This is a genomic window from Streptomyces sp. NPDC004788, assembly GCF_053601115.1.
Genome location: NZ_JBSGBF010000075.1, coordinates 15,692 through 40,052, shown reverse-complemented (window position 1 = coordinate 40,052; position 24,361 = coordinate 15,692). Strand labels below are relative to the sequence as shown.

The 24,361-nt window shown below is 72.9% G+C and carries 25 protein-coding genes; 12 read left to right on the top strand and 13 right to left on the bottom strand.

What is annotated here, in order from left to right; all coding sequences use genetic code 11:
- Positions 1-90: 90 nt before the first annotated feature.
- On the bottom strand, positions 91-1,494 hold the full coding sequence (locus ACWEJX_RS27480) for a DUF7507 domain-containing protein (protein ID WP_451610087.1): 1,404 nt from the start codon (positions 1,492-1,494) through the stop codon (positions 91-93).
- A gap of 710 nt (positions 1,495-2,204) precedes the next feature.
- Between ACWEJX_RS27480 and ACWEJX_RS27475 the strand changes: the two genes are divergently transcribed.
- Positions 2,205-2,738 (top strand): EF-hand domain-containing protein, encoded by a 534-nt coding sequence (locus ACWEJX_RS27475; RefSeq protein ID WP_451610086.1) that lies wholly within the window; start codon positions 2,205-2,207, stop codon positions 2,736-2,738.
- Between the two features lie 192 nt (positions 2,739-2,930).
- Here ACWEJX_RS27475 and ACWEJX_RS27470 read toward each other — a convergent pair whose 3' ends face one another.
- Positions 2,931-3,161, bottom strand: coding sequence for a DUF7489 domain-containing protein (locus tag ACWEJX_RS27470; RefSeq protein ID WP_451610085.1), 231 nt, complete (start codon positions 3,159-3,161; stop codon positions 2,931-2,933).
- Positions 3,162-3,535: 374 nt separating this feature from the next.
- Between ACWEJX_RS27470 and ACWEJX_RS27465 the strand changes: the two genes are divergently transcribed.
- From ACWEJX_RS27465 to ACWEJX_RS27455, 3 genes are all read left to right on the top strand, one after another.
- Positions 3,536-3,868: a metalloregulator ArsR/SmtB family transcription factor gene (locus tag ACWEJX_RS27465; protein WP_451610084.1), complete on the top strand. Its 333-nt coding sequence runs from the start codon at positions 3,536-3,538 to the stop codon at positions 3,866-3,868.
- Positions 3,865-4,593, top strand: a complete 729-nt coding sequence (locus tag ACWEJX_RS27460; protein WP_451610083.1) for a DUF2071 domain-containing protein — start codon at positions 3,865-3,867, stop codon at positions 4,591-4,593. The genes ACWEJX_RS27465 and ACWEJX_RS27460 overlap by 4 nt, the downstream gene beginning before the upstream one ends.
- A 113-nt stretch (positions 4,594-4,706) precedes the next feature.
- Positions 4,707-4,904, top strand: coding sequence for a CsbD family protein (locus tag ACWEJX_RS27455; protein WP_451610082.1), 198 nt, complete (start codon positions 4,707-4,709; stop codon positions 4,902-4,904).
- Positions 4,905-5,066: 162 nt separating this feature from the next.
- Here the strand turns inward: ACWEJX_RS27455 and ACWEJX_RS27450 are convergent, their stop codons facing one another.
- Positions 5,067-5,996 (bottom strand): cupin domain-containing protein, encoded by a 930-nt coding sequence (locus ACWEJX_RS27450; protein WP_451610081.1) that lies wholly within the window; start codon positions 5,994-5,996, stop codon positions 5,067-5,069.
- Positions 5,997-6,176: 180 nt separating this feature from the next.
- Here ACWEJX_RS27450 and ACWEJX_RS27445 point away from each other — a divergent pair, with 180 nt between their 5' ends.
- Positions 6,177-6,944: an MBL fold metallo-hydrolase gene (locus ACWEJX_RS27445; RefSeq protein WP_451610080.1), complete on the top strand. Its 768-nt coding sequence runs from the start codon at positions 6,177-6,179 to the stop codon at positions 6,942-6,944.
- Between the two features lie 201 nt (positions 6,945-7,145).
- Here ACWEJX_RS27445 and ACWEJX_RS27440 read toward each other — a convergent pair whose 3' ends face one another.
- On the bottom strand, positions 7,146-8,564 hold the full coding sequence (locus ACWEJX_RS27440) for a DEAD/DEAH box helicase (RefSeq protein WP_451610092.1): 1,419 nt from the start codon (positions 8,562-8,564) through the stop codon (positions 7,146-7,148).
- 258 nt (positions 8,565-8,822) lie between these two features.
- Here ACWEJX_RS27440 and ACWEJX_RS27435 point away from each other — a divergent pair, with 258 nt between their 5' ends.
- A complete protein-coding gene (locus ACWEJX_RS27435) occupies positions 8,823-10,301 on the top strand; it encodes a glutamate-cysteine ligase family protein (protein WP_451610079.1) in 1,479 nt (492 codons plus the stop codon).
- Positions 10,302-10,392: 91 nt separating this feature from the next.
- Here the strand turns inward: ACWEJX_RS27435 and ACWEJX_RS27430 are convergent, their stop codons facing one another.
- The 3 genes from ACWEJX_RS27430 to ACWEJX_RS27420 all read right to left on the bottom strand — a co-directional run bounded on the left by ACWEJX_RS27430 (position 10,393) and on the right by ACWEJX_RS27420 (position 12,524).
- Positions 10,393-11,142 (bottom strand): hypothetical protein, encoded by a 750-nt coding sequence (locus ACWEJX_RS27430; protein ID WP_451610078.1) that lies wholly within the window; start codon positions 11,140-11,142, stop codon positions 10,393-10,395.
- A gap of 16 nt (positions 11,143-11,158) precedes the next feature.
- Positions 11,159-11,335, bottom strand: a complete 177-nt coding sequence (locus ACWEJX_RS27425; protein ID WP_451610077.1) for a hypothetical protein — start codon at positions 11,333-11,335, stop codon at positions 11,159-11,161.
- 286 nt (positions 11,336-11,621) lie between these two features.
- On the bottom strand, positions 11,622-12,524 hold the full coding sequence (locus ACWEJX_RS27420; RefSeq protein ID WP_451610091.1) for an aminoglycoside phosphotransferase family protein: 903 nt from the start codon (positions 12,522-12,524) through the stop codon (positions 11,622-11,624).
- Between the two features lie 326 nt (positions 12,525-12,850).
- On the opposite strand from ACWEJX_RS27420, the gene ACWEJX_RS27415 reads away from it, so the two are divergent.
- Complete coding sequence (locus ACWEJX_RS27415; protein WP_451610076.1) at positions 12,851-13,867, top strand: hypothetical protein; 1,017 nt, start codon at positions 12,851-12,853, stop codon at positions 13,865-13,867.
- 138 nt (positions 13,868-14,005) lie between these two features.
- On the opposite strand, the gene ACWEJX_RS27410 is transcribed toward ACWEJX_RS27415, so the two are convergent.
- Positions 14,006-15,070, bottom strand: a complete 1,065-nt coding sequence (locus ACWEJX_RS27410) for a GlxA family transcriptional regulator (protein ID WP_451610075.1) — start codon at positions 15,068-15,070, stop codon at positions 14,006-14,008.
- A 74-nt stretch (positions 15,071-15,144) separates the two neighbouring features.
- Here ACWEJX_RS27410 and ACWEJX_RS27405 point away from each other — a divergent pair, with 74 nt between their 5' ends.
- From ACWEJX_RS27405 to ACWEJX_RS27390, 4 genes are all read left to right on the top strand, one after another.
- A complete protein-coding gene (locus ACWEJX_RS27405) occupies positions 15,145-15,987 on the top strand; it encodes a dienelactone hydrolase family protein (RefSeq protein ID WP_451610074.1) in 843 nt (280 codons plus the stop codon).
- 33 nt (positions 15,988-16,020) lie between these two features.
- Positions 16,021-16,803, top strand: a complete 783-nt coding sequence (locus tag ACWEJX_RS27400; RefSeq protein ID WP_451610073.1) for an SAM-dependent methyltransferase — start codon at positions 16,021-16,023, stop codon at positions 16,801-16,803.
- A 362-nt stretch (positions 16,804-17,165) separates the two neighbouring features.
- A complete protein-coding gene (gene recQ / locus ACWEJX_RS27395; protein ID WP_451610090.1) occupies positions 17,166-19,130 on the top strand; it encodes a DNA helicase RecQ in 1,965 nt (654 codons plus the stop codon).
- Positions 19,131-19,269: 139 nt separating this feature from the next.
- Entirely contained in the window at positions 19,270-19,722 is a 453-nt protein-coding gene (locus tag ACWEJX_RS27390; RefSeq protein ID WP_451610072.1) for a YbhB/YbcL family Raf kinase inhibitor-like protein, read from the top strand.
- Here ACWEJX_RS27390 and ACWEJX_RS27385 read toward each other — a convergent pair.
- From ACWEJX_RS27385 to ACWEJX_RS27370, 4 genes are all read right to left on the bottom strand, one after another.
- Positions 19,713-20,828: a baeRF2 domain-containing protein gene (locus ACWEJX_RS27385; RefSeq protein ID WP_451610071.1), complete on the bottom strand. Its 1,116-nt coding sequence runs from the start codon at positions 20,826-20,828 to the stop codon at positions 19,713-19,715. The two genes, ACWEJX_RS27390 and ACWEJX_RS27385, sit on opposite strands and share 10 nt — an antisense overlap.
- Before the next feature lie 3 nt (positions 20,829-20,831).
- Positions 20,832-21,881 (bottom strand): CorA family divalent cation transporter, encoded by a 1,050-nt coding sequence (locus tag ACWEJX_RS27380; RefSeq protein ID WP_451610070.1) that lies wholly within the window; start codon positions 21,879-21,881, stop codon positions 20,832-20,834.
- 151 nt (positions 21,882-22,032) lie between these two features.
- Complete coding sequence (locus ACWEJX_RS27375) at positions 22,033-22,524, bottom strand: hypothetical protein (protein ID WP_451610069.1); 492 nt, start codon at positions 22,522-22,524, stop codon at positions 22,033-22,035.
- On the bottom strand, positions 22,512-23,018 hold the full coding sequence (locus ACWEJX_RS27370) for an RNA polymerase sigma factor (protein ID WP_451610068.1): 507 nt from the start codon (positions 23,016-23,018) through the stop codon (positions 22,512-22,514). Before ACWEJX_RS27370 ends, ACWEJX_RS27375 begins: the two co-directional genes overlap by 13 nt.
- 171 nt (positions 23,019-23,189) lie before the next feature.
- On the opposite strand from ACWEJX_RS27370, the gene ACWEJX_RS27365 reads away from it, so the two are divergent.
- Entirely contained in the window at positions 23,190-23,702 is a 513-nt protein-coding gene (locus ACWEJX_RS27365; protein WP_451610067.1) for a DUF3995 domain-containing protein, read from the top strand.
- 106 nt (positions 23,703-23,808) lie between these two features.
- Here the strand turns inward: ACWEJX_RS27365 and ACWEJX_RS27360 are convergent, their stop codons facing one another.
- The gene (locus ACWEJX_RS27360) at positions 23,809-24,321 is read right to left on the bottom strand and encodes a PadR family transcriptional regulator (protein WP_451610066.1); all 513 of its coding nucleotides are present in this window, start codon (positions 24,319-24,321) and stop codon (positions 23,809-23,811) included.
- Positions 24,322-24,361 lie beyond the last annotated feature (40 nt).

Sequence of the window (24,361 nt, the reverse complement as noted above, 5' to 3'; positions counted from 1 at the left end):
GCCGATGCTCCGCATGGACTCCCTCCTCCGCCTTGCGATGCACGGCACCAGACGCCGCTCCCTGATCCGGCCTGATCGACAAGACACCCCCTAGCCGCGCGGCGGGCAGGGATCGCAGCAGGCCGGGGCCGGTTCGACGCAGATGACCACCGAGTCGGTGTTGTCGCCCGGGTCGGGGTCCTTCTCGACGGCGGTGACCGAGGCCGTGTTCGTGATCCGGCCGGTCCTCGTCGCCTTCGCCCGTACGGTGAGCGTCGCGCGGGCGCCGTCGGCCAGTTCGCCGACCGCCCACTGTCCCGTACCGGGGTCGTAGCCGCCACGGGAGGCGTCGGCGGAGAGGAACACGAGGCCGGTCGGGAGCCGGTCGGTGACGGTGACTCCGGTCGCCGGGCTGGGCCCGGCGTTGTGGACCGTCACGCGATAGGTCACCGTCTGCCCGACGGTCACCGCGGTGGCGTCGGCCGCCTTCGTGACGTCCAGGTCCGCCGCCGGCCGGACCTCGGTGACGGCCTCGTCGGACGTGGCCGTGAGCGGCTCGGGAGTGGGCCCGAGCCGGTTCTCGTACGCGGCGGTCGCCGTGTTGGTGACACGCGTCCCGGCTGTCTCCAGGCCGAGCACCACCCGGTACTCGACGGTCGTGCCGCGGGGCAGGGACGCGGTGTTGGCCAGGCTCCCGCCCTGGGTGGCGGAGGCGTCGGTGCCCAGCCGGAAGACGACCGCCCGGGCGTCGGCGTCGTAGTGGGCCTGGTCGTCTCCGGAACGGTCGGTCTTCACACCGGGGTTCGGACCGTCGATCACGCGCAGGGAGCCGGGCACGTACGTGGTGCCGGCCGGCAGGACGTCGGTCAGGGTGAGCCGCTCGGCGGCGCCGCCGCCCTCGTTCGTCGCGGTGATGCGGTACGTGACCACGTCACCGACGTCCAGCGGGCCGGCCGGGACGGCGGTCTTGGTGAGCACGACGTGCGGCGCGGTGCCGAAGAAGATCCCGTCGAGGAAGTTGCCGATCCCCTGGTTGCCGCCCGCGGCGGAGACGGAGCGGAAGGCGAAGCGGGTAGTGGTCTGGCCGGCCGGGACGGTGTACGTGCCCGTGTAGTAGCCCCACGCCGTGTTGCCGTCGGTGAAGCTGCGCTGCTCGACCACGCTGCCCGGGGCGCCGATGTCCAGGGCCATGGTGTCCTGGCCCTGCCGGCCGCGGTGGTAGAGCCGCCAGTACAGCTTGGTGCCGGGGGTGGTCGGCAGGTCCTGGTAGAGCGTGGAGACCTGGTTGGCGTTGAGCTCGGCGAACTGCTCGCCCTCCGCCGACGGCACGCCGTTGAATCCGGAGTGCCATAACTCGATCATGTGGTCCGTCGCGGTGGTGAGCCAGCCCGGTACGTGCCGCGGGGCCTGCGTCTGGGAAGCGTCCGGCAGGAACGCCATGTCGGTGACGGACGGTTGCTCGAAGCTTCCGTTGACGAGGGCGACCCGCAGCGGGGCGGAGGGAGGTGTGCTCATGCTGACGTCTCCGGTCTGTCGACGGTGCGCTGTCGCCCCGCGGCCCGCGACGCCCGCGAGGCGGGCCGGGCAGGACGGTGGGGCGGGGAACGCTCCGTAGCTCACCGGCCGCGACGGGGTCACGTACAGGCGCGGCGGGGAGGTCCCGGCCACCCCGGCCCGAAGGGTTTGCGCGCGCCGGCACCCTGGGCCTCAGCGCTGCCGGTCGCTCCCGTGCCTCCCGGAGCGCCTCATGCCGCACCCGGGCCACACCACCCCCTCGCGCACCGCCTGCGCTGACCGGATGCCACCTGCGCCTGGCGAGGCCGCGCCACCCGACAGGGTGAACTGGCGGGCGGTGAGTTGACGTTCACCCGGGGGTCGCCTCGGGGGAAACCTGGGGGTGCGTCAGGGCCGTAGGCCGCTCGTGGTGGTCGCCGGCAGCACCGTCAGCGCGATGAGCCTGGACCTCCTGCCTCTGGGCGGCCTGTTGCTGCTCCTGGCCCTGGCCCCCCCTGGACCGGCAGCGGCGGCTCCAGCTACCGGACGCGGCCCGGAGCCAGCGCCTCGTCGCCCCCGAGGATTCTCCTCGTTCCGCCCCTGGCGGGTCGTCCGGACGCGAAGGGCTCGCCCGTCGATCATGGCCGTGGCGGCCGGCAGGCCGCCGTACCGGACGAGGGCCGCGATGCCCGGCCGACCGGTCCGCACCCCGCACCCGAAAGAAGCCCGACATGCCGCTCCCTCGTACCGAACCGCCCGCCGCCCCGGCCGACCTCGCAACCCCGAAGGGCCGTATCTACGCGATGCTGGACACGGACGGCGACGGGGTCGCCTCCCGGCACGACTACTTCGTCCGGATCGAACGGGCCCAGCAGGCGGCCGGACGCGACGACCACGACCCCTTGGTCATCGCCGCGCGCGCCACGGGCGAACGCGCATGGGCCGCGATGGACGCCAACGGCGACGGCGTGATGACCTACGAGGAGTACATCGCCTGGGTCGACGCCGAGAAGTTCGACAACATCTGCCAGTACGCCCTCGGCGCGCTGTTCGATCTCGTCGACGCCGACCAGGACGGTGCCCTGGACAGGTCGCAGTTCACGAAGCTGCGCCAGGCGCTGGGCAACCGGGCCGGCAACGCCGACGCGGCCTTCGACGCACTGGACGGCGACGGTGACGGCCGCGTCAGCCGCGGGGAGTACCTGGCATCGATCCGCGCGTACGTCACGGGCGGCGATTCGCCGATGGGCGACGCCCTGTACTGACCGCCTCGCCGCTCAGCCGACGCCCGATGCCCGATGCCCGACGCCCGCCGGTGGCCGGTGGCCGGTGGCCGGTGGCCAGTGTCAGGCGTCCGGTGTCCGGTGTCCGGCGGGCGTCAGCGTCGTCATTTGGCCTCCGGCCCTCCGTGGACCGAAGACCTCGTCGCGCAGCCGAGCTCGAAGGGTTCGCGTCCGTTACGCCGGCGCTCTGGTCGGAGCCGTAGCGCCGGCTTCCTTGACGAGTCGGTCACCTGTGGCCAGCGACTCCCACAGCGCTTTCTCGATCCGGGCCTTCTTCGTGGTGCCGTCCTGCAGGCGGACCTCGACGTAGTGGTAGAGATCGGAGCCGTCGGTGAGTCTGCGGACCTTGTCGACGACGATGCCGTCCCAGACGTCCTCTTCATGAACTTTGCGGGATTTGAACATCTTGTCACTGTAGCCAGGATCACGCTCCGACGGCCTCCGACAGTCATCGGTCGCGGTGCGGCGCGGCGGCGAGACGGGAGCACGCGGTTGCGCCGACCGGTGGATGGAGGCCGTCACGGGGGGTCCTGGTGCTTGCGGGTGCGCATGAAGAGGTGCCACAGCAGTGCGAGGACGGGCTGGGAGACGAGCCACGCGCCGAGCAGCCACCCCCACCAGCTCACCGGCGGGACCCGCACACGGCTGGAGCGGTCTGACGGTCACAGCGGACGTCGTCGTGTCGGTTCATGGGGCCCTCAGCTCGCGCGGCAACTCCAGCAGGCAGAGCCTACTTGGCCTACTTGTTAGGTATTTAGCTAACATGCTAAATACTGGGCATGACAGAAGCTCAGGACGAGGCCGGAGCCTTTCGCGCCCTCGCCGACCCGACGAGGCGCCAGATCCTCGAGGACCTCAGAGGCGGCGAGCTCGCGGCCGGCGAGATCGCGGCGAGGTTCGCGATCAGCGCACCCTCCATCTCACGTCATCTCGGCGTCCTCAAGGGAGCCGGACTGGTCACCGAACGACGGGAGGGCAACCGGATTCTCTACACGCTGGCCGAGGACCGCCTGGCCACCAGCATCGGGCGGTTCCTCAGCGCCGTCTGTCCCGAGCAGATCGTGCTCCGCCACACCAAGTGGCGCCCCGGAGCGCAGAGCGAGGAATCATGAGACAGCCGCGCCTGTCCAGCGTCGTCGAGCGACGGCTGCTGGTGAACTACCGGGTCACCCCCGACGCCGCGGCACGCCTGCTCCCCGGGCCACTGCGCCCGCAACTGGTGAACGGCCAAGCGGTCGCGGGCATCTGCCTGCTGCGGCTCGGAAGCGTCCGGCCCGCCTGGGCGCCCCAGGCGTTCGGGCTGCGGAGCGAGAACGCGGCGCATCGGATCGCCGTCGAGTGGGACGGGCCGGACGGCGTCGAGACCGGCGTCTACATCCCACGGCGCGACACCGCCTCACGGCTGAACGTCTGGGCCGGAGGCCGTCTCTTCCCCGGCGAGCACGGCCGCGCCGACTTCGACGTGCAGGAGACGCCCGACCGGATGCGCGTCGCACTGAGGACACGGGACGGCGACACCCGAGTCGACGTCACCGTCGAGCCGGCCGACGAACTGCGCGACAGCGAGCTCTTCGCCGACCTCGCTGAGGCCTCCCGCTTCTTCCGGCGCGGGGCAAAGGGTTTCTCGGCCACCCGCTCCGGCCGCCACCTCGACGGCATGGAACTGCACACCGACGCCTGGCACGTGGAAGCCGGCCGCGTCCGCTCCGCCACCTCGTCCTTCTTCGACGACCCGGACTGCTTCCCACCGGGGAGCGCGACCCTGGACTGCGCCCTGGTCATGCGCGACGTCCCCGTCGACTGGCGGCCACTCCCGGCCATGGCCACCGGGACCTGAGCCGCTGCCGAGCGCCCGGCGGGCGGCAAGGGCACTGGGCCGACAGGCGGAAACACCCGAGCGCTCCTAGGGTGGACGCCGTACCCGATCCAGCGACGAAGGGGACCGACGCCATGGGTCGCAACGCCGCCATGGGCAAGGTCAGGGGCAGGATGAAGGAAGCCGTCGGCAAGCTCACCGGCAACGAACGCCTGCGGGCCGAGGGCCGGACCGACCAGGCGAAGGCAAAGGTGCGAGAGGCCACCGAGAACGTCCGCGAACGCGCCGCGGGCATCATGGACTCCCTCAAGCACCACGACCACCGCAAGTAGCACAGCGTCGTCTCCAGGGCAGGCCCCGCGCCGCTTTCGAGGACCGGCGCCCCCGCGGTCGGAACGCGTCGTTCCCCATGGCCGTATCCGCACCCGGAGGGAACCGCGCCGCGCCCACGGCACCCGGTGTGGCGGGCCGAATCCGATGGTGGACTCCGGCGCTCAGGGCAGGTGCGGGGCGCTGCGGTGGCGGCTCGGCGGCGTTCCCCACTGACGTGCGAAGGCCCGCGAGAACGCCGACACCGAGGTGTAGCCGACGCTCCTGGCCACGGCCGGCAGCGCGTCGGAGCCGTCGCGGAGCCGCCGGCCGGCCAGTTCCAGGCGCCAGCGGGTCAGGTACGCCAGGGGTGGCTCGCCGACGAGGTCCGTGAAGCGGCGGGAGAGCGTGGCGCGGGAGACGCCGACCCGGTGTGCCAGTTCCTCGACGGTCCACGGCCGGGCCGGGTCCTCGTGCAGGAGCGAGATGGCGGCGGAGATCTCCGGGTCGCGCAGGCCCAGGAGCCAGGAGGCGCCGTGCTCGTCCCGGTCCGCGGTCCAGCGGCGCAGGATGTGGACGAACAGCACGTCGGTCAGCCGGTCGATGACCGTCTGGGAACCGGGCCGGGGTTCGGCGAGTTCGCCGGTGAGCATGCGCAGGGTGTCGGCGAGTTCGCTCCGGTCGGGCGTCTCGCCGTCGGCGGTGGGCAGCACGAGCACCGGCGGAAGGGTGAGCAGGGGGCGGGAGACGCGTCCGTCGAAGCGGTAGCCGCCGCAGACGATCCGGGTGCGCGGGCCGGGACCCGGGATGTGGATCTCCGACTCCCGGTGTCCGGGGCGCGCGGCCACGAGGTCGTCATAGGCGGCCGCCGGGCCGCTCGGGGCGTCGGACATGACGTGGCCGGCGCCGACGGGCAGCAGGACCAGGTCGCCGGTGGCGAGTCGGATCGGCTCGGCCCCCGGGCGGCGCAGCCAGCAGGAGCCGCTGACGACGGCGTGGAAGACCGCGATCGGCAGCTTCGGGAACTCGATGCCCCAGGGTGCCGCCACGTCGACCCGGGCGAGCACGCTGCCGCCGACCTTGGCTGCGGCGAGCACATCCGCGAGCGCGTCCATGCCGGCAGCGTAGTCCACGACCCGGCTTGGCGTGAGACGAGCGGCAATGAAAGTGCGCGGGACAGGCATGGATCAGCTCAACCGGTGCTCCTAACGTCGAGACATCCGAACCTGATCAGGCCTGGATCACGCCTGAATCGCTCCTGTATCGCCCGTGAATCACCTCGAACGGAGTACTCCGTGCCCGGCACGAAGGTCATCCCCCTCCCGGTCCTCGGGAAGCGGAACGTCAACGCCTATCTGCTCCTCGGCCGCAGGCCGGTCGTCGTCGACGCCGGTGTCCCCGGCAGCGGTCGCAAGGTCTACCAACGCGTGGCCGAGCAGGGGGTGGACCCGGACGACGTCTCGCTGATCGTCGTCACCCACGGCCACATCGACCACTTCGGCGGAGCCGCCGAACTGAGCCGACTGACCGGGGCGCCGATCGCCGCGCACGTCGGCGACCTCCGGCAGTACACCAGCGGCCGCGTACGCGAGCCCTACCTGCCCACCGGGAGACTGGGCAGGCTGCTGGCCACGCTTCCGCCCTTCCACGTCCGAGCCGAGCCGTTCAGCCCGCAGCTCCTCGTCCGCGGGGAGACGCCGCTGGCGGACTACGGCGTCGACGCCCGCATCGTCCCCACTCCGGGCCACACCGCCGGGTCGATGTCGGTCCTCACCGAGGCGGGAGACCTCGTCGCGGGGGACCTGATCGCGACACCGCTCCTGGGACAGCTGCCCCGCCGGCCCTGGAACCCGCCCTTCCACGACGACCCCCTCGCCAATCTGGCCAGCCTCCGGCGCATGCTCGACCTGGGCCCCGAGCGGCTGTACGCAGGTCACGGCGGCATGCTGGACCCCGACCCGGTACGGCGGTGGGTGGCGAAGGAGCAACGACGGCTGGAGCGACTGCAGGCGAAGGGACGGTTGCGGGTACGGGCGGATGGCGACGTTTCCGTCGACGCCTGAGGGTCCGTCACCGCCACGCGTCACCAAGGTCGTCGAAGGCCGGGCGCCGCCCGAAAGCTACGAGCCGCGTCGGCCCGGAGCCGCGTCGCGCCTATGCGCCGCGTTGTGCCCCCGAGCCGCGTTGTGCCCCCCGAGCCGTGTCGTGCCTATGAGCCGTGTAGTGCCCCCCGAGCCGTGTCGTGCCTATGCGCCGTGTCGTGCCTACGAGCCTCGTCGCACGCGGGCGGCCTTGCGGGCCTCGGCCGTGCGCCGTGCCTCGGCGGACTTCCGGGACTCGTTCTTGGCGCGGCCGGCCTTCCCCGGGACGGTGCCCATGCCACGGAAGGCCGCGCCGCGCCGGTCGCCGCCCGCGGAGGCGGGCTTGCCGGCCTCAGGGGTGGCGGAGGGCGTCCTGGCCCCGGTGATGCGCCGCAGCTCGGGCTCGCCGGGGCGGACCTTGGTGATCCGGGGCCGGACGCCCGCGTCCGCGAGGAGCCGCGCCAGGTCACGGCGCTGGTCGGGCAGGGCCAGGGTGACGACGCTGCCGGAGGCCCCGGCCCGTGCCGTACGGCCGCCGCGGTGGAGGTAGTCCTTGGGGTCCGCGGGCGGGTCGACGTTGACGACGAGGTCGAGGTCGTCGACGTGGATGCCACGGGCCGCGACGTTCGTGGCCACCAGGACGCCGACCGCACCGGTCCTGAACCGTTCCAGGGTGTCGGTCCGCTGGGGCTGGGACTTGCCGCCGTGCAGCGCGGCGGCCCGAATCCCGCTGCCGACGAGGTGCCGGGTGAACCGGTCGACGGCGGCCTTCGTGTCCAGGAACATGATCACGCGCCCGTCGCGCGCGGCGATCTCCGTGGCGGTGGCGAACTTGTCGGCGCCGTGGACGTGGAGCACGTGGTGCTCGACCGTGGACCCGGTCTCCTCGGTGAGGTCGACCGCGTGGACCACCGGGTCCTCCAGGTACCGGCGTACCAGCAGCTCGACGTCCCGGTCCAGCGTGGCCGAGAACAGCATCCGCTGCCCGCCGGGCCGCACCTGGTCGAGCAGCTCGGTCACCTGGGGCAGGAACCCCATGTCCGCCATCTGGTCGGCCTCGTCGAGGACCGCGATCTCCACCTGGTCGAGGCGGCAGTCCCTGCGCTCGACGAGGTCCCTGAGGCGCCCCGGAGTGGCGACGAGGACCTCGGCCCCGGAGCGCAGCTCGCCCGCCTGCCGGCCCGACTGCAGACCTCCGACGACGGTGGCGAGGCGCAGCCTCAGGGCCTGCGCGTACGGCGTGAGCGCCTCGGTGACCTGCTGGGCCAGCTCGCGCGTCGGTACGAGGACCAGCGCGAGCGGCTTCTTGGCGTCGGCGCGCCGGCCGGCCGTACGAGCCAGGAGCGCCAGCCCGAAGGCGAGCGTCTTGCCCGATCCCGTACGGCCCCGGCCCAGGACGTCGCGGCCCGCGAGGGCGCTGGGGAGGGTGGCGGACTGGATCGGGAACGGGGCGGTGACTCCCTCGGCGGCCAGCGTCGCCAGGACCGCCTCGGGCAGCTCCATGTCGTCGAAGCGCTCCGCGGCCGGGAGCGGCGGGGTACCGGTGGTGCCGGTGAGATCGGCGAGGCCGGTGAGATCTCCCGTACGGGCCGAGCGGTTCATGAGTGCCATGCCTTCTTCGATGGGGTGCCCACCAAGGAAAGCACGGCGGGCACGGGCCGGCCGAATCCCCGGGACGGATCAGGACGATCACGTGACCGCCGTTTGCCCGGGTGGGAACGACTGCGGCCGTCCCCGTCGGCCCGCGGAGAGCCCGGCGGAGCGCCGGGGCGGGCCTCCGCTGGTCGCAGCGCGAGCCCGCCGGTGGCACGCTGAAGGTAAGGAGGAAGGATCCGTGCCGCCGAGCCCCGGGAGGATCCGATGGGACGTGACGTCCCGGCTCTGACGTTCACGCGTGACGACCGTCGCCGCTTCCGCGACAGGACGCACGCCTCCCTCGACGTCCTCGCCCGCATGCTGCGCGAGGCCCGCTTCGACGTCGAGCGGCCGCGGGTCGGCCTCGAGATCGAGCTGAACCTGGTCGACGAGACCTCCAGACCCGCCATGCGCAGCACGGAGGTCCTCGAGGTCATCGCCGACCCCGCCTGGTCGAGCGAGCTGGGCCGGTTCAACCTGGAGATCAACATCCCGCCCCGCCGTCTCACCGCGGGCGGCCCCGACACCTGGGAGGAGGAGATCCGCAACGCACTGAACCACGCCGAGGCCAAGGCCGCCGCCATCGGCGCGCACCTGGTCATGATCGGGACCCTCCCGACCCTGGAGCGCGGGGACGCGAACCGCGCCGCGCTGTCCGAGAACCCGCGCTACCACCTCCTCAACGACCAGATCTTCGCCGCACGCGGCGAGGACCTCCTGATCGAGATCGACGGGGTGGAACGGCTGCGGACCTACGCGGACACCATCACGCCCGAAGCGGCCTGCACCAGCACCCAGTTCCACCTCCAGGTCGCACCCGAGGAGTTCGCCGCCCACTGGAACGCCGCCCAGGCCATCGCCGGCGTCCAGGTCGCGCTCGCCGCGAACTCGCCCTTCCTCTTCGGCAAGGAACTGTGGAGCGAGACCCGCATCCCGCTGTTCGAGCAGACCACGGACACCCGGCCGGACGAGATCAAGGTCCAGGGAGTGCGGCCCCGCGTGTGGTTCGGCGAGCGCTGGATCACCAGCGTCTTCGACCTCTTCGAGGAGAACACCCGCTACTTCCCGGCACTCCTGCCCCTCTGCGACGACGAGGACCCCGAGGAGACCCTCGACCGCGGCGAGATCCCCCACCTGGCCGAGCTCACCCTGCACAACGGCACCGTCTACCGCTGGAACCGCCCCGTCTACGCGGTCGTCGACGGCGTCCCGCACCTCCGCGTCGAGAACCGCGTGCTGCCCGCCGGACCGACGGTGGCCGACGTGATGTCGAACGGCGCCTTCTACTACGGTCTCGTCCGCGCCCTGGTCGACGAGGACCGGCCGGTGTGGAGCCGGATGTCCTTCGCGGCCGCCGAGGACAACCTGCACACGGCGGCACGACGCGGCATCGACGCCGAACTCTTCTGGCCCGGCACGGGCCAGGTGCCCGCGACCGAACTGGTCCTGCGCCGCCTCCTCCCGCTCGCCCACCGGGGCCTGGAGACCCTGGGCCTGGACACGAGCTGGCGCGAACCGCTGCTCGGGATCATCGAGCAGCGCTGCGTCTCCGCCCGCAACGGAGCCGTGTGGCAGTCGGAGATGTTCCACCACCTCCACGACATCGCCCACCTCGACCGGCCCGCCGCCCTGCGCCGGATGACCGGCCAGTACATCGACTTCATGCACCTCAACGCCCCGGTCCACACCTGGCCGGTGGAGTGACCGCGCCGTAACGATCTCGTCGTCGTCCGGCCTCCCCGCCGCGCGCCGATCGTCATCGCGGGTTGTCCTGCAATAGCCGGTAACCCGTTGCTCAAAGGCCGGTGGCTGGGGAGTCCGGTTGGGGCCGCATCAGCAGCAGGTCCTCGCCCCACGCGTCCAGCACCGCCCCGTGGCCGGCGGCCCGGGCCGCCGCCGCCACCCCGGCGGAGTGGCGCTGCTGCGGCGCCGCTTCACCGGTCGCGGTGATCCGGGCGACGGCGTCCAGAAGCACGGAGCCCTCCCAGCCGGGCAGCGGGAACCGGTCCAGCTCCCAGGCCAGGTACTTGTTGTAGGGGCGCGGTCGGCGGGCCAGGGCGAAGAGCAGGTCGAGCAGGAATCCGACGCTGACGGCCGCGTCGAGGTGCCCGGCGAGCGGGTTGCCGTCGCGGTGGTTCTTGACCGAGCGGTAGAGGGAGTTGGCGTAGGCGTCCAGCAGGCCGGCGCCGGACCGGAAAGCGTCCTCGGCGTCGAGCCGCCCCATCGCGTCGACGATACGGGTGATCTCGCCGTCGCGACGGTCGAACAGCACCCGGGAGCGGGCGATGGCGTACCGCTCCCGGGTGGGCCGGCGGAACCGTTCGAGGGTGGTGACGACCAGGTCGAGCCGCGCGGAGCGGTAGCCGTCGAGCGCGGCCAGTTCGCTCGCCGCGTCGCCGTCGAGGATGACGTAGAGGTCGTGGTCGGAGTGGCGGGTGGCCATGCCGTCGTGCGCCTGCGAGCCCTTGAGGACGAGCCCGACGACGGCCGGGTCGGCCGCGGCATCGGTGACGAACGCCGCGAAATCCGTGAACTCCCGTTTCATACCAGGTCCTTGCCCATCAGCCTGCACGTCGTATCGTACCGCTGGAGCGTGCGTGGTCGACCTCGCCCGCCTCGGCGCGGCGGATCTGGTGGGCCGGCTCGCGCACGTGCTTGCGGGAGCCGGCCCAACCGCACGACGGCAGGTCCGCGTCGGTGAGGTCGCGCACCGGGAGGTGCAGCCTGATCCCGGTCATCGCCGCATCCCTTCGACTCCAGCAGCTGCCGTCCCCCATCTCAGCAAGCCGCTCCCCGTGCCGTCCAAGGGATTTCAGACCGTCACCTGCAGGTCGAAGACGTGGGCAGGCCCCGCGCCGTGCGAATTACGCGGGGCCGCCTGTAGAAGCACCCATCGGGGGTGTCACTGCGACGGTACGGCGCGCGGTGCAGGTGTGCATGTCGGGCCGCCGCGCCCGCCGTCGGTGCCGGAGGACGTTTCACCGAGCGGGCCGGTTGCGGCAACACGGAACGACTGCCGGCGTCCTAGGTCGATGCCAGTACACGGTCCAGCGCGGCACGGCCCGCGGGTCCCCATGTCGGTTTGCCGCCGGGCAGGCCCCGTTCCCCGGCTCGGCCGATGAGGAGGAGGGCGAGGCTCTTCGCGGCAGCCAATCCCCGTGCCCGCCGGATCGTCGCCCCGTCCGCGTCCGCGTACGCGTCGAAGAACCGCGCAGCCGCTCCCGCAGGGAGGAGCAACCAGGCGGCCGCGAGATCGACCGCCGGGTCGCCGGCGCACATGTCACCGAAGTCGATCACGCCCGAGAGCGTGCCCTCGGAGACCACGACGTTCGCTGGGTGAAGGTCGCCGTGCAGCCATACGGGCGGCCCCGCCCAATCGGGAGCCGCGACGGCCTCGTCCCAGATGGCGCGCACCTTCCGGAGTTCGGCGGTGGCGCCTCCGAAGGCGACCTCGACTTCCGCGAGACCCTCGTGGAAACCGTCCGAGAGCGTTTCGAGGGGAACGCCGCGATCACGACTGACCGGCGCGTCTGCCGGCGCCTTCACATGGAGCGCCTTGAGGAAGCCCGCCAAGGTGTCGGCAGCCCCGTCGTCGCTGATGGGGGCGCGATCGGCAGGCTCGCCGGGAACCCACGTGGCGATGGTCCAGGGCTGCGGGAAGCGTGCGGACGGTTCACCAATCCGTATCGGGGTCGGGACCGGGAGCGGCAGGCGCGGGGCCAGGGCGGGAAGCCACCGGTACTCCTTGCGCAGGAGGGACGGGGCACGCTCAGAACGAGGCAGACGGACCGCCAACTCGCCTCCGAGACGCCACATTCGGCTGTCCCAACCGCCGGCCACCTCACGCAGGTCGAGTCCCGCGAGGTCCGGATGCTGCTCCCGCACAAGAGAGCGCACCAGGTTCTCATCCATCGCGAAGTCATCCATGACCTCACTCAACCATCGACACACCTTCCGGTGCAGGAACTTGTCGACCTGGCTCGCGGGGGAGGAATAACCGTCGCAGAGGACGGTGACATTGACGGTCACGACTTTCCGATGCCGGGCCGGCCGAGTTCAGGGGCGGGCTTGGCTCGCGGGTCGGCGCCGGGGGCCCCGTCCTGTCGGAAGGCGTACGGACCGTACGCCCTGCCGGTCCGAGGGGCTGGGGAACGGGCGCCGGTCGGGCCGAGCGGGTGATCAGGCCGGGCATTCGGCGGAGCGGGGTCCCGCGCGGCCGTACCCGGGCGGCGCGTGCCGCGCACAGTGGAAGCGTGGATGTCGACAAGGTCGCGGAGGAGCTGTACGGGCTGAAGCCCGGAGACTTCGTAGCGGCGCGGGACGCGTACGTCGCCGAGGCTCGCAAGGCGAAGGACCCAGCGGCGGCCAAGGCGATCGCCGCGCTGCGCCGGCCCGCCCTCGCGGCGTGGGTCGCCAACCTGCTCGCTCGCCAGCGGCCCGAGGAGGTGAGGCGGTTCCTGGCACTGGGGGAAACGCTGCGGGAGGCGCATCGGATGCTCGACGCCGAACAGTTGCGGGCGGCGAGCAGGCAGCGGCATCAGCTCGTCGCCACGCTCGCCCGTACGGCCGCGGCCTTGGCCGGCGAGGCCGGGCAGCCGGTGAGTGACACGGTGCTGGGTGAGGTCGAGCAGACCCTTCAGGGAGTGCTCGCCCACGCGGACGTCGCCGAGCTGTGGGCGAAGGGCCGGCTGGCCAAGGTGCCGGAGGCCGCGGTCGACTTCGCCGCCGTCGCCCCGGAGACTGTGCCTGCCCGCGCCGCGACGCCGGCCGAGCAGTCGACGCCGAAGGAGCGGCCCGCCCGCGCCGCGGCCCCGGCCGAGCGGCCGACGACGAAGCGGAAGCCGGACCGCGCGGCGCCGGCCACGCAGCCGCAGCCGAAGGAGAAGCCGCAGCCGAAGGAGAAGCCGAAGCCGAAGCCGAAGCCGAAGGAGAAGCCGTGCCGCGCGGAGGAACAGCGGCTGCGTGATCTCGAACGGGCTCGTACGGCGGTGGCGGAGGCCGACGCCGACGTCGTCCGGCACGAGCGGGAGCTCGGCCAGGTGCAACAGGCACAGGCCGCCGCGGCGGCGAAGGCGAAAGAGGTGGCCGAGCAGGTTCACCGTCTGGAGCACGAACTGCGGGAGGCACGCCAGACCGAACTCGACCAGGACGCGGCCGCGGCGAAGGCCGGCGCGGAGGCGAAGGCCGCGGAGCGTGCCCTGGAGCGGGCACGCCGACTGGCCGAGCGGGGCCGCCGTGAGGTCGAACGGCTGGAGCGACAAGGGGGGTGAGAGCCGGCTCCCTCCGCCGGAGAGCAGGTTGCCGCCTTTGCGGGTGGCCACGTCCGGCTGCCCGGACCGCGGCCACGACGCCGGAGTCCGTAGGGCGGCACGGGGGCGGGTGTACGGAGCGCGGCGCGACTGGAGGGCTCACGGGCACTGCGTACCGCGAAAATCTGCGGCGGCCGCGTCGGCGCCCGTACCACCCCCGCCCGCGCCCGTACCCCCGCCCGCGCTCGCGCCAGTGCTCCCGCCACGCCGAAAGAGCGCGCGGTACGTGCTCGGCGAGTGGCCCGTGTGCCGGCTGAAGAGGGTCGTGAAGGTGCCCGGATCGCGGTAGCCGACGCACGTGGCGATGGCGGCGACCGTACGGTCGGTGGTCTCCAGCAGGTGGCGGGCGCGGCGGACGCGCGAGGACTGGAGGTGGGCGAGCGGGGTGCGGCCGGTCTCGGCGGAGAAGCGGCGCAGCAGGGTCCGGGTGCTGACGTCGAAGGCGGCGGCGAGAGAAACGAGGTCGTAGCGGGCGGCGAGGTGCTGGTCGAGGTGGCGCATCACCCGCTCGGAGAAGGCGTGCCCGGGCTGCGGGAGGAGCCGGGCGTCGACGTACGGCGTCTGGGAGGTGCGCGCGTCGTCGACGAGGGCGAGCCGGGCGGTCGTACGGGCCACACGGGGCCCGCCGTGCCAGCGGATCAGGTCCAGGGCGAAGTCGTACATGGCGCTGAAGGCGGCCGTCGTCGTCACCCCCGAGTCCGTGACGACGAGTTCTTCGGGGCGGACGTCGGCGGCCGGACGGCGGCGGGCCAGGGCGTCCGCGTGGAGCCAGGAGGTCGTGGCGCGGCGCCCGTCGAGCAGCCCGGCGTCGCCGAGCAGGAAGGCGCCGACGCAGAGCGAGACGACGGCGGTGCCGGCGGCGAAGTGCGCGCGGATCGCGGCGGTCTCGGGGCCGAGAGCGCCGAGCCGTGCGTCGAGGTCGGCGTCCGGCAGCAGTTCGAAGCCCGGTACGACGAGGACGTCGACCTCGCGCATCGGGCCGACGTCCAGCCGCGCGCCGCCGGAGGCGGTGACCCGGCGGCGCGGCGAGACGATCGCCACCTGATACCCGGGCCCGTCGGGCCCCGCGACGTGTGCGGCCATCGTCAACAGGTCCGGCACGCCGAAGACTTCGGATCCGAAGCAGCCCGGATACGCCAGGACACCGATCCGCAGTGCGCTCATGATGGCGAGATTACCCGTGAACCTGGCGATCTCGCCCCTCACCCGACCCTCGCTCGACGGGCGACGCTGTGCCCATGACTCCTTCCGCCGACGATCCGATCGACGACTTCGCCCACCGGCCCATCGACGTGGACGGCGTGGGGAAGACGGTCCACACGGCCGGTTCCGGGCCCGCCGTCGTCGTCCTGCCCGAGATGCCCGGCATCAGTCCCGACGTGCTGCGCCTCGCGCGCTGGGTGCGGGACGCGGGCTTCACCGTCCACGTGCCCTCCCTCTTCGGGACCGACGGCGCGTTCCCCACGGTCGAGGGCGGTGGGGAGGTGGTCCGGCGGGCGTGCGTCAGTGCGGAGTTCCGGGCCTTCGCCGGGGGTGGTGCGAGTCCGGTCGCGGCGTGGCTGCGCGGTCTGGCGCGCCGGGCTCACGCCGAGTGCGGCGGCCCGGGCGTCGGCGCGATCGGACTGTGCTTCACCGGCAACTTCGCCCTCACCATGGCCCTGGAGCCGGCCGTGATCGCGCCTGTCGTCAACCACCCCTCCCTGCCGCTCGACGACCCCGGCGGGCTCGAACTCGACGAGGCGGACGCGCGCGCGATCCGGGAGCGCGTGGCCCGCGACGGACTGACCGTCCTCTCCTACCGCTTCGAGGGCGACCGCTGGTGCACGGGCCGCCGCTTCGCCGCGTACCGCGCGCTGCTCGGCGACGCCTTCGACGGCCGCGTCCTCCCGGACAGCGCGGCGAACCCCGAGCCACCGCCGTTCTTCGCCGAGCTGGTCGGCACGCCGCACAGCGTCGTCACCGCCCATCTCGTCGACGAGGCGGGCCACCCCACCGTCCGGGCGCGGGACGAGATCCTGGCCTTCCTGGCCGAACGTCTGCGTCCCTCCGGTGACCAGCATGCCAAAGGGGCATCCCCATAAGGGAGTTGATGTCCGCTGCGATACGTTGGGACCGTGACCGACATCGAATCGCGCATCGACACCTCCCGGCCGCACACCGCCCGGATCTGGAACTACTGGACCGGCGGCAAGGACAACTACCCCGTCGACCGCGAGGCCGGCGACCGGATCCGGGAGCTGCATCCCGGGATCGGGGAGTACGCGAAGGCCGACCGGCTGTTCCTGGGGCGGGCGGTGCGGTACCTGGCGGAGCGGGAGGGCATCCGGCAGTTCCTGGACATCGGGACGGGGCTGCCGAGCGCCGACAACACGCACGAGGTCGCCCAGCGCGTCGCCCCCGACGCGCGAGTCGTGTACGTGGACAACGACCCGCTCGTCCTGGCGCACGCCCGTGCCCTGCTGGTCGGGACGCCCGAGGGCCGCACGGACTACCTGGACGCCGATCTGCGGGACGTCGACACGATCCTGGCCGCCGCGGCGAAGACGCTCGACTTCTCGCAGCCGGTGGCGCTGATGCTGCTCGGGGTCGTCATCTTCGTGGAGGACGACGAGGAGTCCTACGCGATCGTCCGCCGGCTCCTGGACGCGCTCGCCCCCGGCAGCCACCTCGTCCTGTCCCACACGGTCACGCACCCCGACATGCCGGACGTCGACGCGGCGGTGGCGTTCTGGAACGAGCACGGCACGCCGAAGCTCACGCAGCGGACCCCCGCCGCCGTCGCGCGCTACTTCGACGGCCTGGAGCTGCTCGAGCCCGGCGTGGTGTCCTGCTCCGCGTGGCGGCCGGAGACGCCGGCGCCGGACGTCGCGATGTACGCGGGAGTCGGCCGCAAGTAGGGGACGGCCCGCCGAGCAGGACGCGCGTCGGCCGCACGCAGGGCGCGCCCCGCCGAGCAGGACGCGCGCCGGCGTGGTGGGTGCCCACCGGGTGCAGCGGGCTGCCCGGCGCGCGGCCCGTGGCCGCGGCGTCGAGGGCGGCCGCGAACTCGGCGCGCGCGGAGCCGCGTTGCAGGTCCGCGGGCATACCGGCGCGAAGCCGGACGCTCGCCGTCCGTGCGTCGCGGGGCCGCGACGGCCGGCCCGTGGTCCGGAATGTCAGTGCGGGCCACTAGCCTTTTCGTGTGGCACTCACCGACGCTTCATCCGACCTCCCTCACCCGCCCGCCGAGACTCCCGACGCTCCCGCGACCTCCGACGCGGTGGGCGTGCTGCGCCGTGTCTTCGGTTACGACTCGTTCCGGGGCGACCAGGAGGCGATCATCGAGCAGGTCGTCGCCGGCGGCGACGCGCTCGTCCTGATGCCGACCGGCGGAGGCAAATCGCTCTGCTACCAGATCCCGGCGCTGGTCAGAGAAGGCACGGGCGTCGTGATCTCGCCACTCATCGCGCTGATGCAGGACCAGGTGGACGCGCTCACCGCCCTCGGCGTGCGGGCGGGATTCCTGAACTCGACGCAGGATCCTTACGAGCGACAGGCCGTCGAGCGGGCGTTTCTCGCCGACGAGCTCGACCTGCTCTATCTCGCTCCCGAGCGGCTGCGCACCGAGGGCTGCCGGCAGCTGCTCGACCGGGGCAAGGTGTCGCTCTTCGCGATCGACGAGGCACACTGCGTCGCCCAGTGGGGCCACGACTTCCGGCCCGACTACCTGACCCTCTCGATGCTGCACGAGCGCTGGCCGAAGGTGCCGCGGATCGCGCTGACGGCCACGGCGACCGAGGCCACGCACGCGGAGATCGCGGCGCGACTGGGCCTGGAGGACGCCCGGCACTTCGTGGCCGACTTCGACCGGCCGAACATCCAGTACCGCATCGTCCCCAAGAACAATCCGCTCAAGCAGCTCCTGGAGCTGATCAGGACCGAGCACGCCGGAGACGCCGGAGTCGTCTACTGCCTGTCCCGCTCCTCGGTGGAGAAGACGGCGGCCTTCCTGGTGGAGCAGGGCATCGACGCCGTGCCGTACCACGCCGGCATGGACGCCGCCGCGCGGGCGGCGAACCAGGCGCGCTTCCTGCGGGAGGACGGGGTCGTGGTCGTCGCCACGATCGCCTTCGGCATGGGCATCGACAAGCCGGACGTGCGCTTCGTCGCCCATCTCGACCTGCCGAAGTCGGTCGAGGGCTACTACCAGGAGACCGGCCGAGCGGGGCGTGACGGCGAACCGGCGACCGCCTGGCTCGCGTACGGCCTGCAGGACGTCGTCCAGCAGCGCAAGCTCATCGACGGCTCCGAGGGCGACGAGACGCACCGCCGCTCCCTGGCCGCGCACCTGGACGCCATGCTCGCGCTCTGCGAGACCGTCGAGTGCCGGCGCGTACGGCTCCTCGCGTACTTCGGCCAGTCGGGCAAGCCGTGCGGCAACTGCGACACGTGCCTGACGCCCGCCGAGTCCTGGGACGGTACGGTCGCGGCGCAGAAGCTGCTGTCCACCGTGTGGCGGCTGGCCAGGGAACGGCGCCAGAAGTTCGGCGCCGGCCAGATCATCGACATCCTGCAGGGCAAGAAGACGGCCAAGGTCGTCCAGTTCCAGCACGACGGCCTCTCGGTGTTCGGCGTCGGTGCGGACCTGGGCACGGCGGAGTGGCGGGGCGTCGTGCGCCAGCTCCTCGCCCTGGGGCTGCTCGCGGTCGAGGGCGACTACGGGACGCTCGTGCTCACGGAGGCCAGCGGTGAGGTGCTCGCGGGGCGCCGCGGCGTCCCGATGCGCAAGGAGCAGAAGCCGGCCGCACCCTCCCGCAAGGACTCGGGCTCGGGTGCGGGCTCGCGCTCCGCGAAGGGCGCCCGGGTGCCGGTCGACCTGGCGCCGGCGGCCGTCCCGGTCTTCGAGGCCCTCCGCGCCTGGCGGGCCGCGACCGCCCGCGAGCAGGGAGTCCCGGCCTACGTCGTCTTCCACGACGCGACGCTGCGCGAGATCGCGACGCTGCTCCCCGGCACGGTGGCGGAGCTGGGCACGGTCGGCGGTGTCGGCGAGGCCAAACTCGCCAAGTACGGCGAGGGCGTCCTCGCCGCCCTGGCGCAGTTCGCCGGAGGCGAGCCCGCCGCGCCGACGGCGCCGGACGACCGCCCGGGGCCGCGGGGCGACCACCCGGAGCCGCCGGACGACGAGCCGCCCTTCGGCCCGGAGGAGCCGGAGGAGATCGACCCGCCCTGGGACGACTGGCAGTAAGGGCGCGCCGGGGCCCGTGCGGAGGCCGTACCGGGCCGGGGTCGCCCGGTACGGCCCCGCTCGAACCGGGTTCGGCCGAACGGCGGGGATAGCGGTGCGGACCGGTGGCGGTGCCGTCGTCGCGGGTATGGCGGCGCGCATGAGCGGAATTCACATCAGCAGCAGTGCGTTCGACGACCACACGGTGATCCCGCGCCGCTACAGCGGCGAGGGCGAGAACGTCTCACCGCCCCTGACCTGGTCGGGAGTGCCCCACGAGGCCACGGAGCTGGTGCTCCTGTGCGAGGACCCGGACGCGCCGGGGACGACGTTCGTGCACTGGCTGGTCACCGGGATCGACCCGGCGACCACCGGAGTGGTGGAGGGACAGAAGCCCCAGGGCGGCCTGCCGTGGCCCAACGGTTTCGGGCAGGTGGGCTGGGGCGGTCCGCTGCCCCCGCCGGGCCACGGACCGCACCGCTACTTCTTCCGCCTGTACGCCCTGTCGGAGCCACTCCCGCTGCACGGCCACCCCGGCGCCGAGGACGTGCACCGCGCCCTGAAGGGCAGGGAGCTGGCGTCCGGCGTCCTGGTCGGCACGTATCAGCGCTGAGGGGAGTGGCGGCCGCCCTCGTCGCCGTACCGCAGCAGCGCTCCGACCTGCTGGTACAGCCGCAGCTCGGCCTCCGGTACGACGACGAGCTCGGCGCCCGTGCCGACGAGGGCCCGTACGAGCGCCTCGTCGGCGCGCTCCTCGCGCGGGGCGCGCACGCCGAAGGACAGCAGCTCCGCCTCGGTCAGGGCGAGCTGGGTCGGCCGGGAGCCCACCCAGAGCCGAGCCGGGGGCGGGGACCCGGGCGGCCGGTTCAGCAGGAGCGCCGCGACCTGTCCCCGCTGGAGGGCGGCGACCGTGGCGGCGAGCCCCTCCGCCACGGGCCCGTCGACGGCACGCCGGTGGACGAAGAGGTCGACGATCTCCCGGTCGTGCGCGGCCATGTGGCCGCGGAAGACCCGGTCGAGCTGGGGTTCCAGCAGGGCGCGTCCGGTGTCGGTCGGAGTGGGGCCGCCGACCCGGACGACCCGGTCCCGCAGGGCGCGCGGCAGACGGCGGACCAGCACGTTGCACGCCCACTCGTTCCCGCCCACGACGACGGCGTCGGCGTGCGCCCGCCGCGCCCAGGCGTCCAGCTGGTGGCCGAGCCGCGCGGAGGCACGGTGCCAGATCGTCACGGGGACCCTGCGGTGCAGGCGCTCACCCGGGGCGACGGTGGACGCGGGCCAGCTGCCGGCCTCCGCCTCCAGCGTCACCCAGCCGTGGGTCTCGGCGGTCGGGAGGCCGCCGTAGTGGACGACCACGGCCAGGTACGGGATCTCCGGCACGTGCTGGGCGACCAGGGGCATCGCGTCCGGAAGCGTGCCGTAGCGGGCGGAGTCGTGCTCGGGCGGGCTCGGTAGCTCCCCGTCGAGGACGAGCGTGCCGTGGGCGGCGAAGACGGCCTGCCCGTGGACGCCCGGCACCTCCGTGTCGGCGCCGACCACCGCCTCCAGCCGGTTCAGCAGCGCCGCGTCCGCGCCCTGCCGGGACAGGCTCTCGCGCAGCCGCCGCCAGCGCAGCGCGATCGCCCGCTCGGGGTGGTCGCCGTCCCGCGAGGTGTTCATGTACACGGAGACGTACGGCCCCGGCTCCGCGTAGAGGCTCTCGAGAAAGGCCAGCCTCATCGCTCATCGCCTCTCGTCGTCGATCGTCGCCCCACTTCCGATGATGCTCCCGGCCGGCGGCCGGGCGTGGCGCCGGCGGCGGAGCCAGAGGAACAGAGCCAGGCACGGCAGCAGCAGGCCGACTGCGGTGACCACGACGAAGGCCGTGAAACTGTCGATGTGGGCGATCAGCCAGGAGAAGTTCTGCCCGAAGAAGCCGACCACGAACGACAGCGGAAGGAACACGGTCGCGAGGATGGTGAGCTGCTCCATCGTCGCGCTCTGGCGGAGGTTGATCTTGTTCTGCTCGACGGAGACCACCGCGATGTTCGCCTCCAGAACGGTGGCGAGGAGGTCACGCTGCGCCGCCACCTCCTCGTTCACCAGGAGCAGGTGGTCGTGCACGTTGTGGAGGTACGGCAGCAGCTCCGGCGGTGCCTTGCCGGGCTGCAGCTGGCGGGCGAGCACGGAGAGGAGCGGGTGCACGGCGCGGTAGAAGTCCGTGGCCTCGCGGCGCAGGAAGTAGATCCGCTCGGTGGGCGCGACCGCGCCGGAGAACACCGTGCCCTCGATCTGTTCGATGTCCCGGTCGAGTTCCGCCACGACGGGTGCGTAGCTGTCCACGACCTGGTCGAGGATGGCCCACAGGGTGGACGCGCTGCCGGCGCGCAGCAGCTCGGGGCGGCTTTCGAGCCGGGCGCGGGCGCCGTGCAGTTCGCTGGCGATGCCCTGGCGCACGGTGATCACGAAGTTCTGGGCGAGGAAGACGCTGATCTCTCCCGTGTCGATCTCCTCGCGGTCGTCGTCGTAACGCGCCGTACGCAGGACGATCAGCTCGGTGCCGTCCTCGTACCGTTCGGCCTTCGGCCGCAGGTGGAACGTCTGGGCGTCCTCGACGGCGAGCTCGTGCAGCCCGAAACTCCGGCGCACCTCGCTCATCTCCGGCTCACCGGGTTCGAAGAGGCCCAGCCAGACGAAACCGCCCTCTTCGCGGCACGCGGCCGCCTGCTCGAGCGGCATCGGGCCCTGCTGCTGGCGGCGCCCGTCGCGGTAGTGCGCGCAGTCGACGATCATGGCGTTCCTCCTCGCGTCTGCCACCGTGCGCCGCGCGTCGCCGCCGCGGGCGGTACGGCTCGCGCCGCGAATGTGTCCTACAGCCCATGGTTGCCGACGTGGTGCTGCTCGTCGCCCGTGCCGGCGAGCAGCATGTGGAGCGGCTTCGGGGCTACTCCTCGTCGAGGAGGGCGGCGAACCGCGCGACGGGGTTCCCGGTGAACGGGCGCAGCGCGGGGGCGAGGAGGCGCGCGCCGGGGAAGCGCAGGCCGCCGAGGAACGCGAAGCGGGTCGTACGGTCGGTCTCGGGTCGGGCCGCCATGCCGCCGAGGACGAGGCGGCTCTGCATCAGGCACCAGCCGGGTGCGAGGTCGATGGCGAAGGTCGCGCGGAGCCGGGTGTGGCCGTGGATCCGGGCCCGGAGCGGGGCACCGGGCGACTCGGAGGTGTCGAGACGGACCGTGCGGACATCGGGGATCCACAGCGGCATCGTGCGTTCCAGGTCCTGGGCGAGCGCCCAGACCCGCTCGAACGGCGCGTCGAGGACGGCCTCGCCGATCCGCACCGCTCCGGGCGCGCTCGCGGCGATCACGTGCAGCCGGCGCACCGGGTCGAAGTCGGCGACGGGCCACTGCGGCATCGGGGTCTCGGTCACTGCTGCCATGCCTTTCGGAAGCTGAGTCGGGCCCGGGAGAGCCGGGACTTGACCGTCCCGGGCGCGACCTCGAGCAGTGCCGCCGTCTGCCGTTCGTCCAGCCCCTCCAGGTCGCGCAGGAGCAGTACGGCGCGGTGCTGCGGCGCGAGCCGGGACAGCACGTCGCGGATGTCCGCGGCCAGTTGGGGGTCGCCGGGCGCGGGGAGTTCGCCGAGCTCGGCCGGCTGCGAGCGCGCCGAGCGGGTGGCGTACCGCACCGCCTCCCGTACGGCGATGGCCCGGACCCAGCCGAACAGCGCGCCGGGATCCTTGAGCTGCCGCAGCTTGCGGAAGACCGCGATGAGCGCCTCCTGGGTCGCGTCCGCGCCGTCGTCCAGGGCGATCGGGCCGCAGAGCCGGCGGACGTACGGGGTGATCAGGTCCAGCAGCCGGCCGACCGCGAGTTGGTCGCCGCCCTGGGCGGCCCGGACCAGCTCGGCCAAGCCGGGCGGTGGCTCCTGCATGGTGCGTTCTCCGTCGATAGGTGACAGGGGTCCGTGGAGGGAGGCGCCGGGACGGCGAAAGGTTCCCCGCGACTTCCGCGCGGCCGCAGTGTTCCTCGTCACAGGAACGGATCGGCGGGCGGGGTGCTCCTTCGGGTGTCCAAGCGTCCTGACACTCCGTGAGGTGACGACATGAAGCCGGTGAAGTCGGCGAAGACCCGCAGCAAGGCCGCCGCGATCGGCGCGGTGCTGGCGGCGGACGGCCTGATCCACCTGTACTGGGCCACCGGGCGGACCTGGCCGGTGCACAGCACGCCCCGGCTCTCGCAGCTGGTGCTCAACACCCAGGTGCCGTTCACCCCGCAGGGGCTGGTCCCGCTCGCGGCACTGCTTTTCTCCGGCGCGACGCTGGTGCTCGCTCGGGGCGGCGGGTTGCCGGCCCTCGCCCGCCGGCTGCCCGCCGCGCTGCCGCGTTGGGGTAGCCGGGCGGTGGCGGCCGGACTGCTGGCCCGTGGCGCGGTCGGTCTGGTCTGGGTGACGGGGGCCTGGGCGGATCCCGCCGACACGTTCTATTGGCTCAACCTGCTGCTCTACACGCCGCTGTGCCTGCTGCTCGGCCGGGCGGCCTGGCAGGTGTCGGCGGCGGGCACGGAGGCGGGCACGGCGGCCGGTGGGGCGAGGAAGGCGCGGCCCGCGCGGGCCTGAGCGTCGGCGGGCGAAGCCGTCGTTACCGCTCCTCGCCCGTCCGAGGTCGGGGCCCGGACCGGTGCGCGGTCCGGGCCTCCTCCGTGCTGGGCCGTCGCCCGCGGTGTCAGCGCAACTGCCCCGCGGCCCACTGCGCCCACTCCCGGCGCATCGCGTTGAACCGGAGCCCGTACTCCAGGGCGATCCGGCCGTGCACCGACAGCGGGTCGTCGCCCCAGTCGATCGAGGCCTCCAGCCGGCGCAGGTCCTCGTACTCCTGCTCGGACAGCTCCTGAAGCCCGGTCAGGTAGTCCCGGGCCTGCTCGGGGGTGAGCACTCCCAGGAAGAACACCCGCAGCAGGACGTCGCTGCGGGTGGTGCGCTGCGGCTTGGTCTCGGTCAGCCAGTGCCGCAGCTCGGTCAGCCCCTCGTCGGTGAGGGTGTACTCCTTGCGGCCCCGCGGGCCCTCGGCCGACACGTCGATCAGCCCGGCCGCCGCCAGCTTGGACAGCTCCGAGTACATCTGACTCTGGGTGGCGGGCCACACGTTGGCCAGTGAGGTCTCGAAGCGCTTCAGCAGGTCGTAGCCGCTGGCGGGGCGCTCCGAGAGGAGTCCGAGAAGGGCGTGTCGAAGGCTCATGGCTCCCACTCTACCTTCCATTCTTGACATGTCAGTTTTG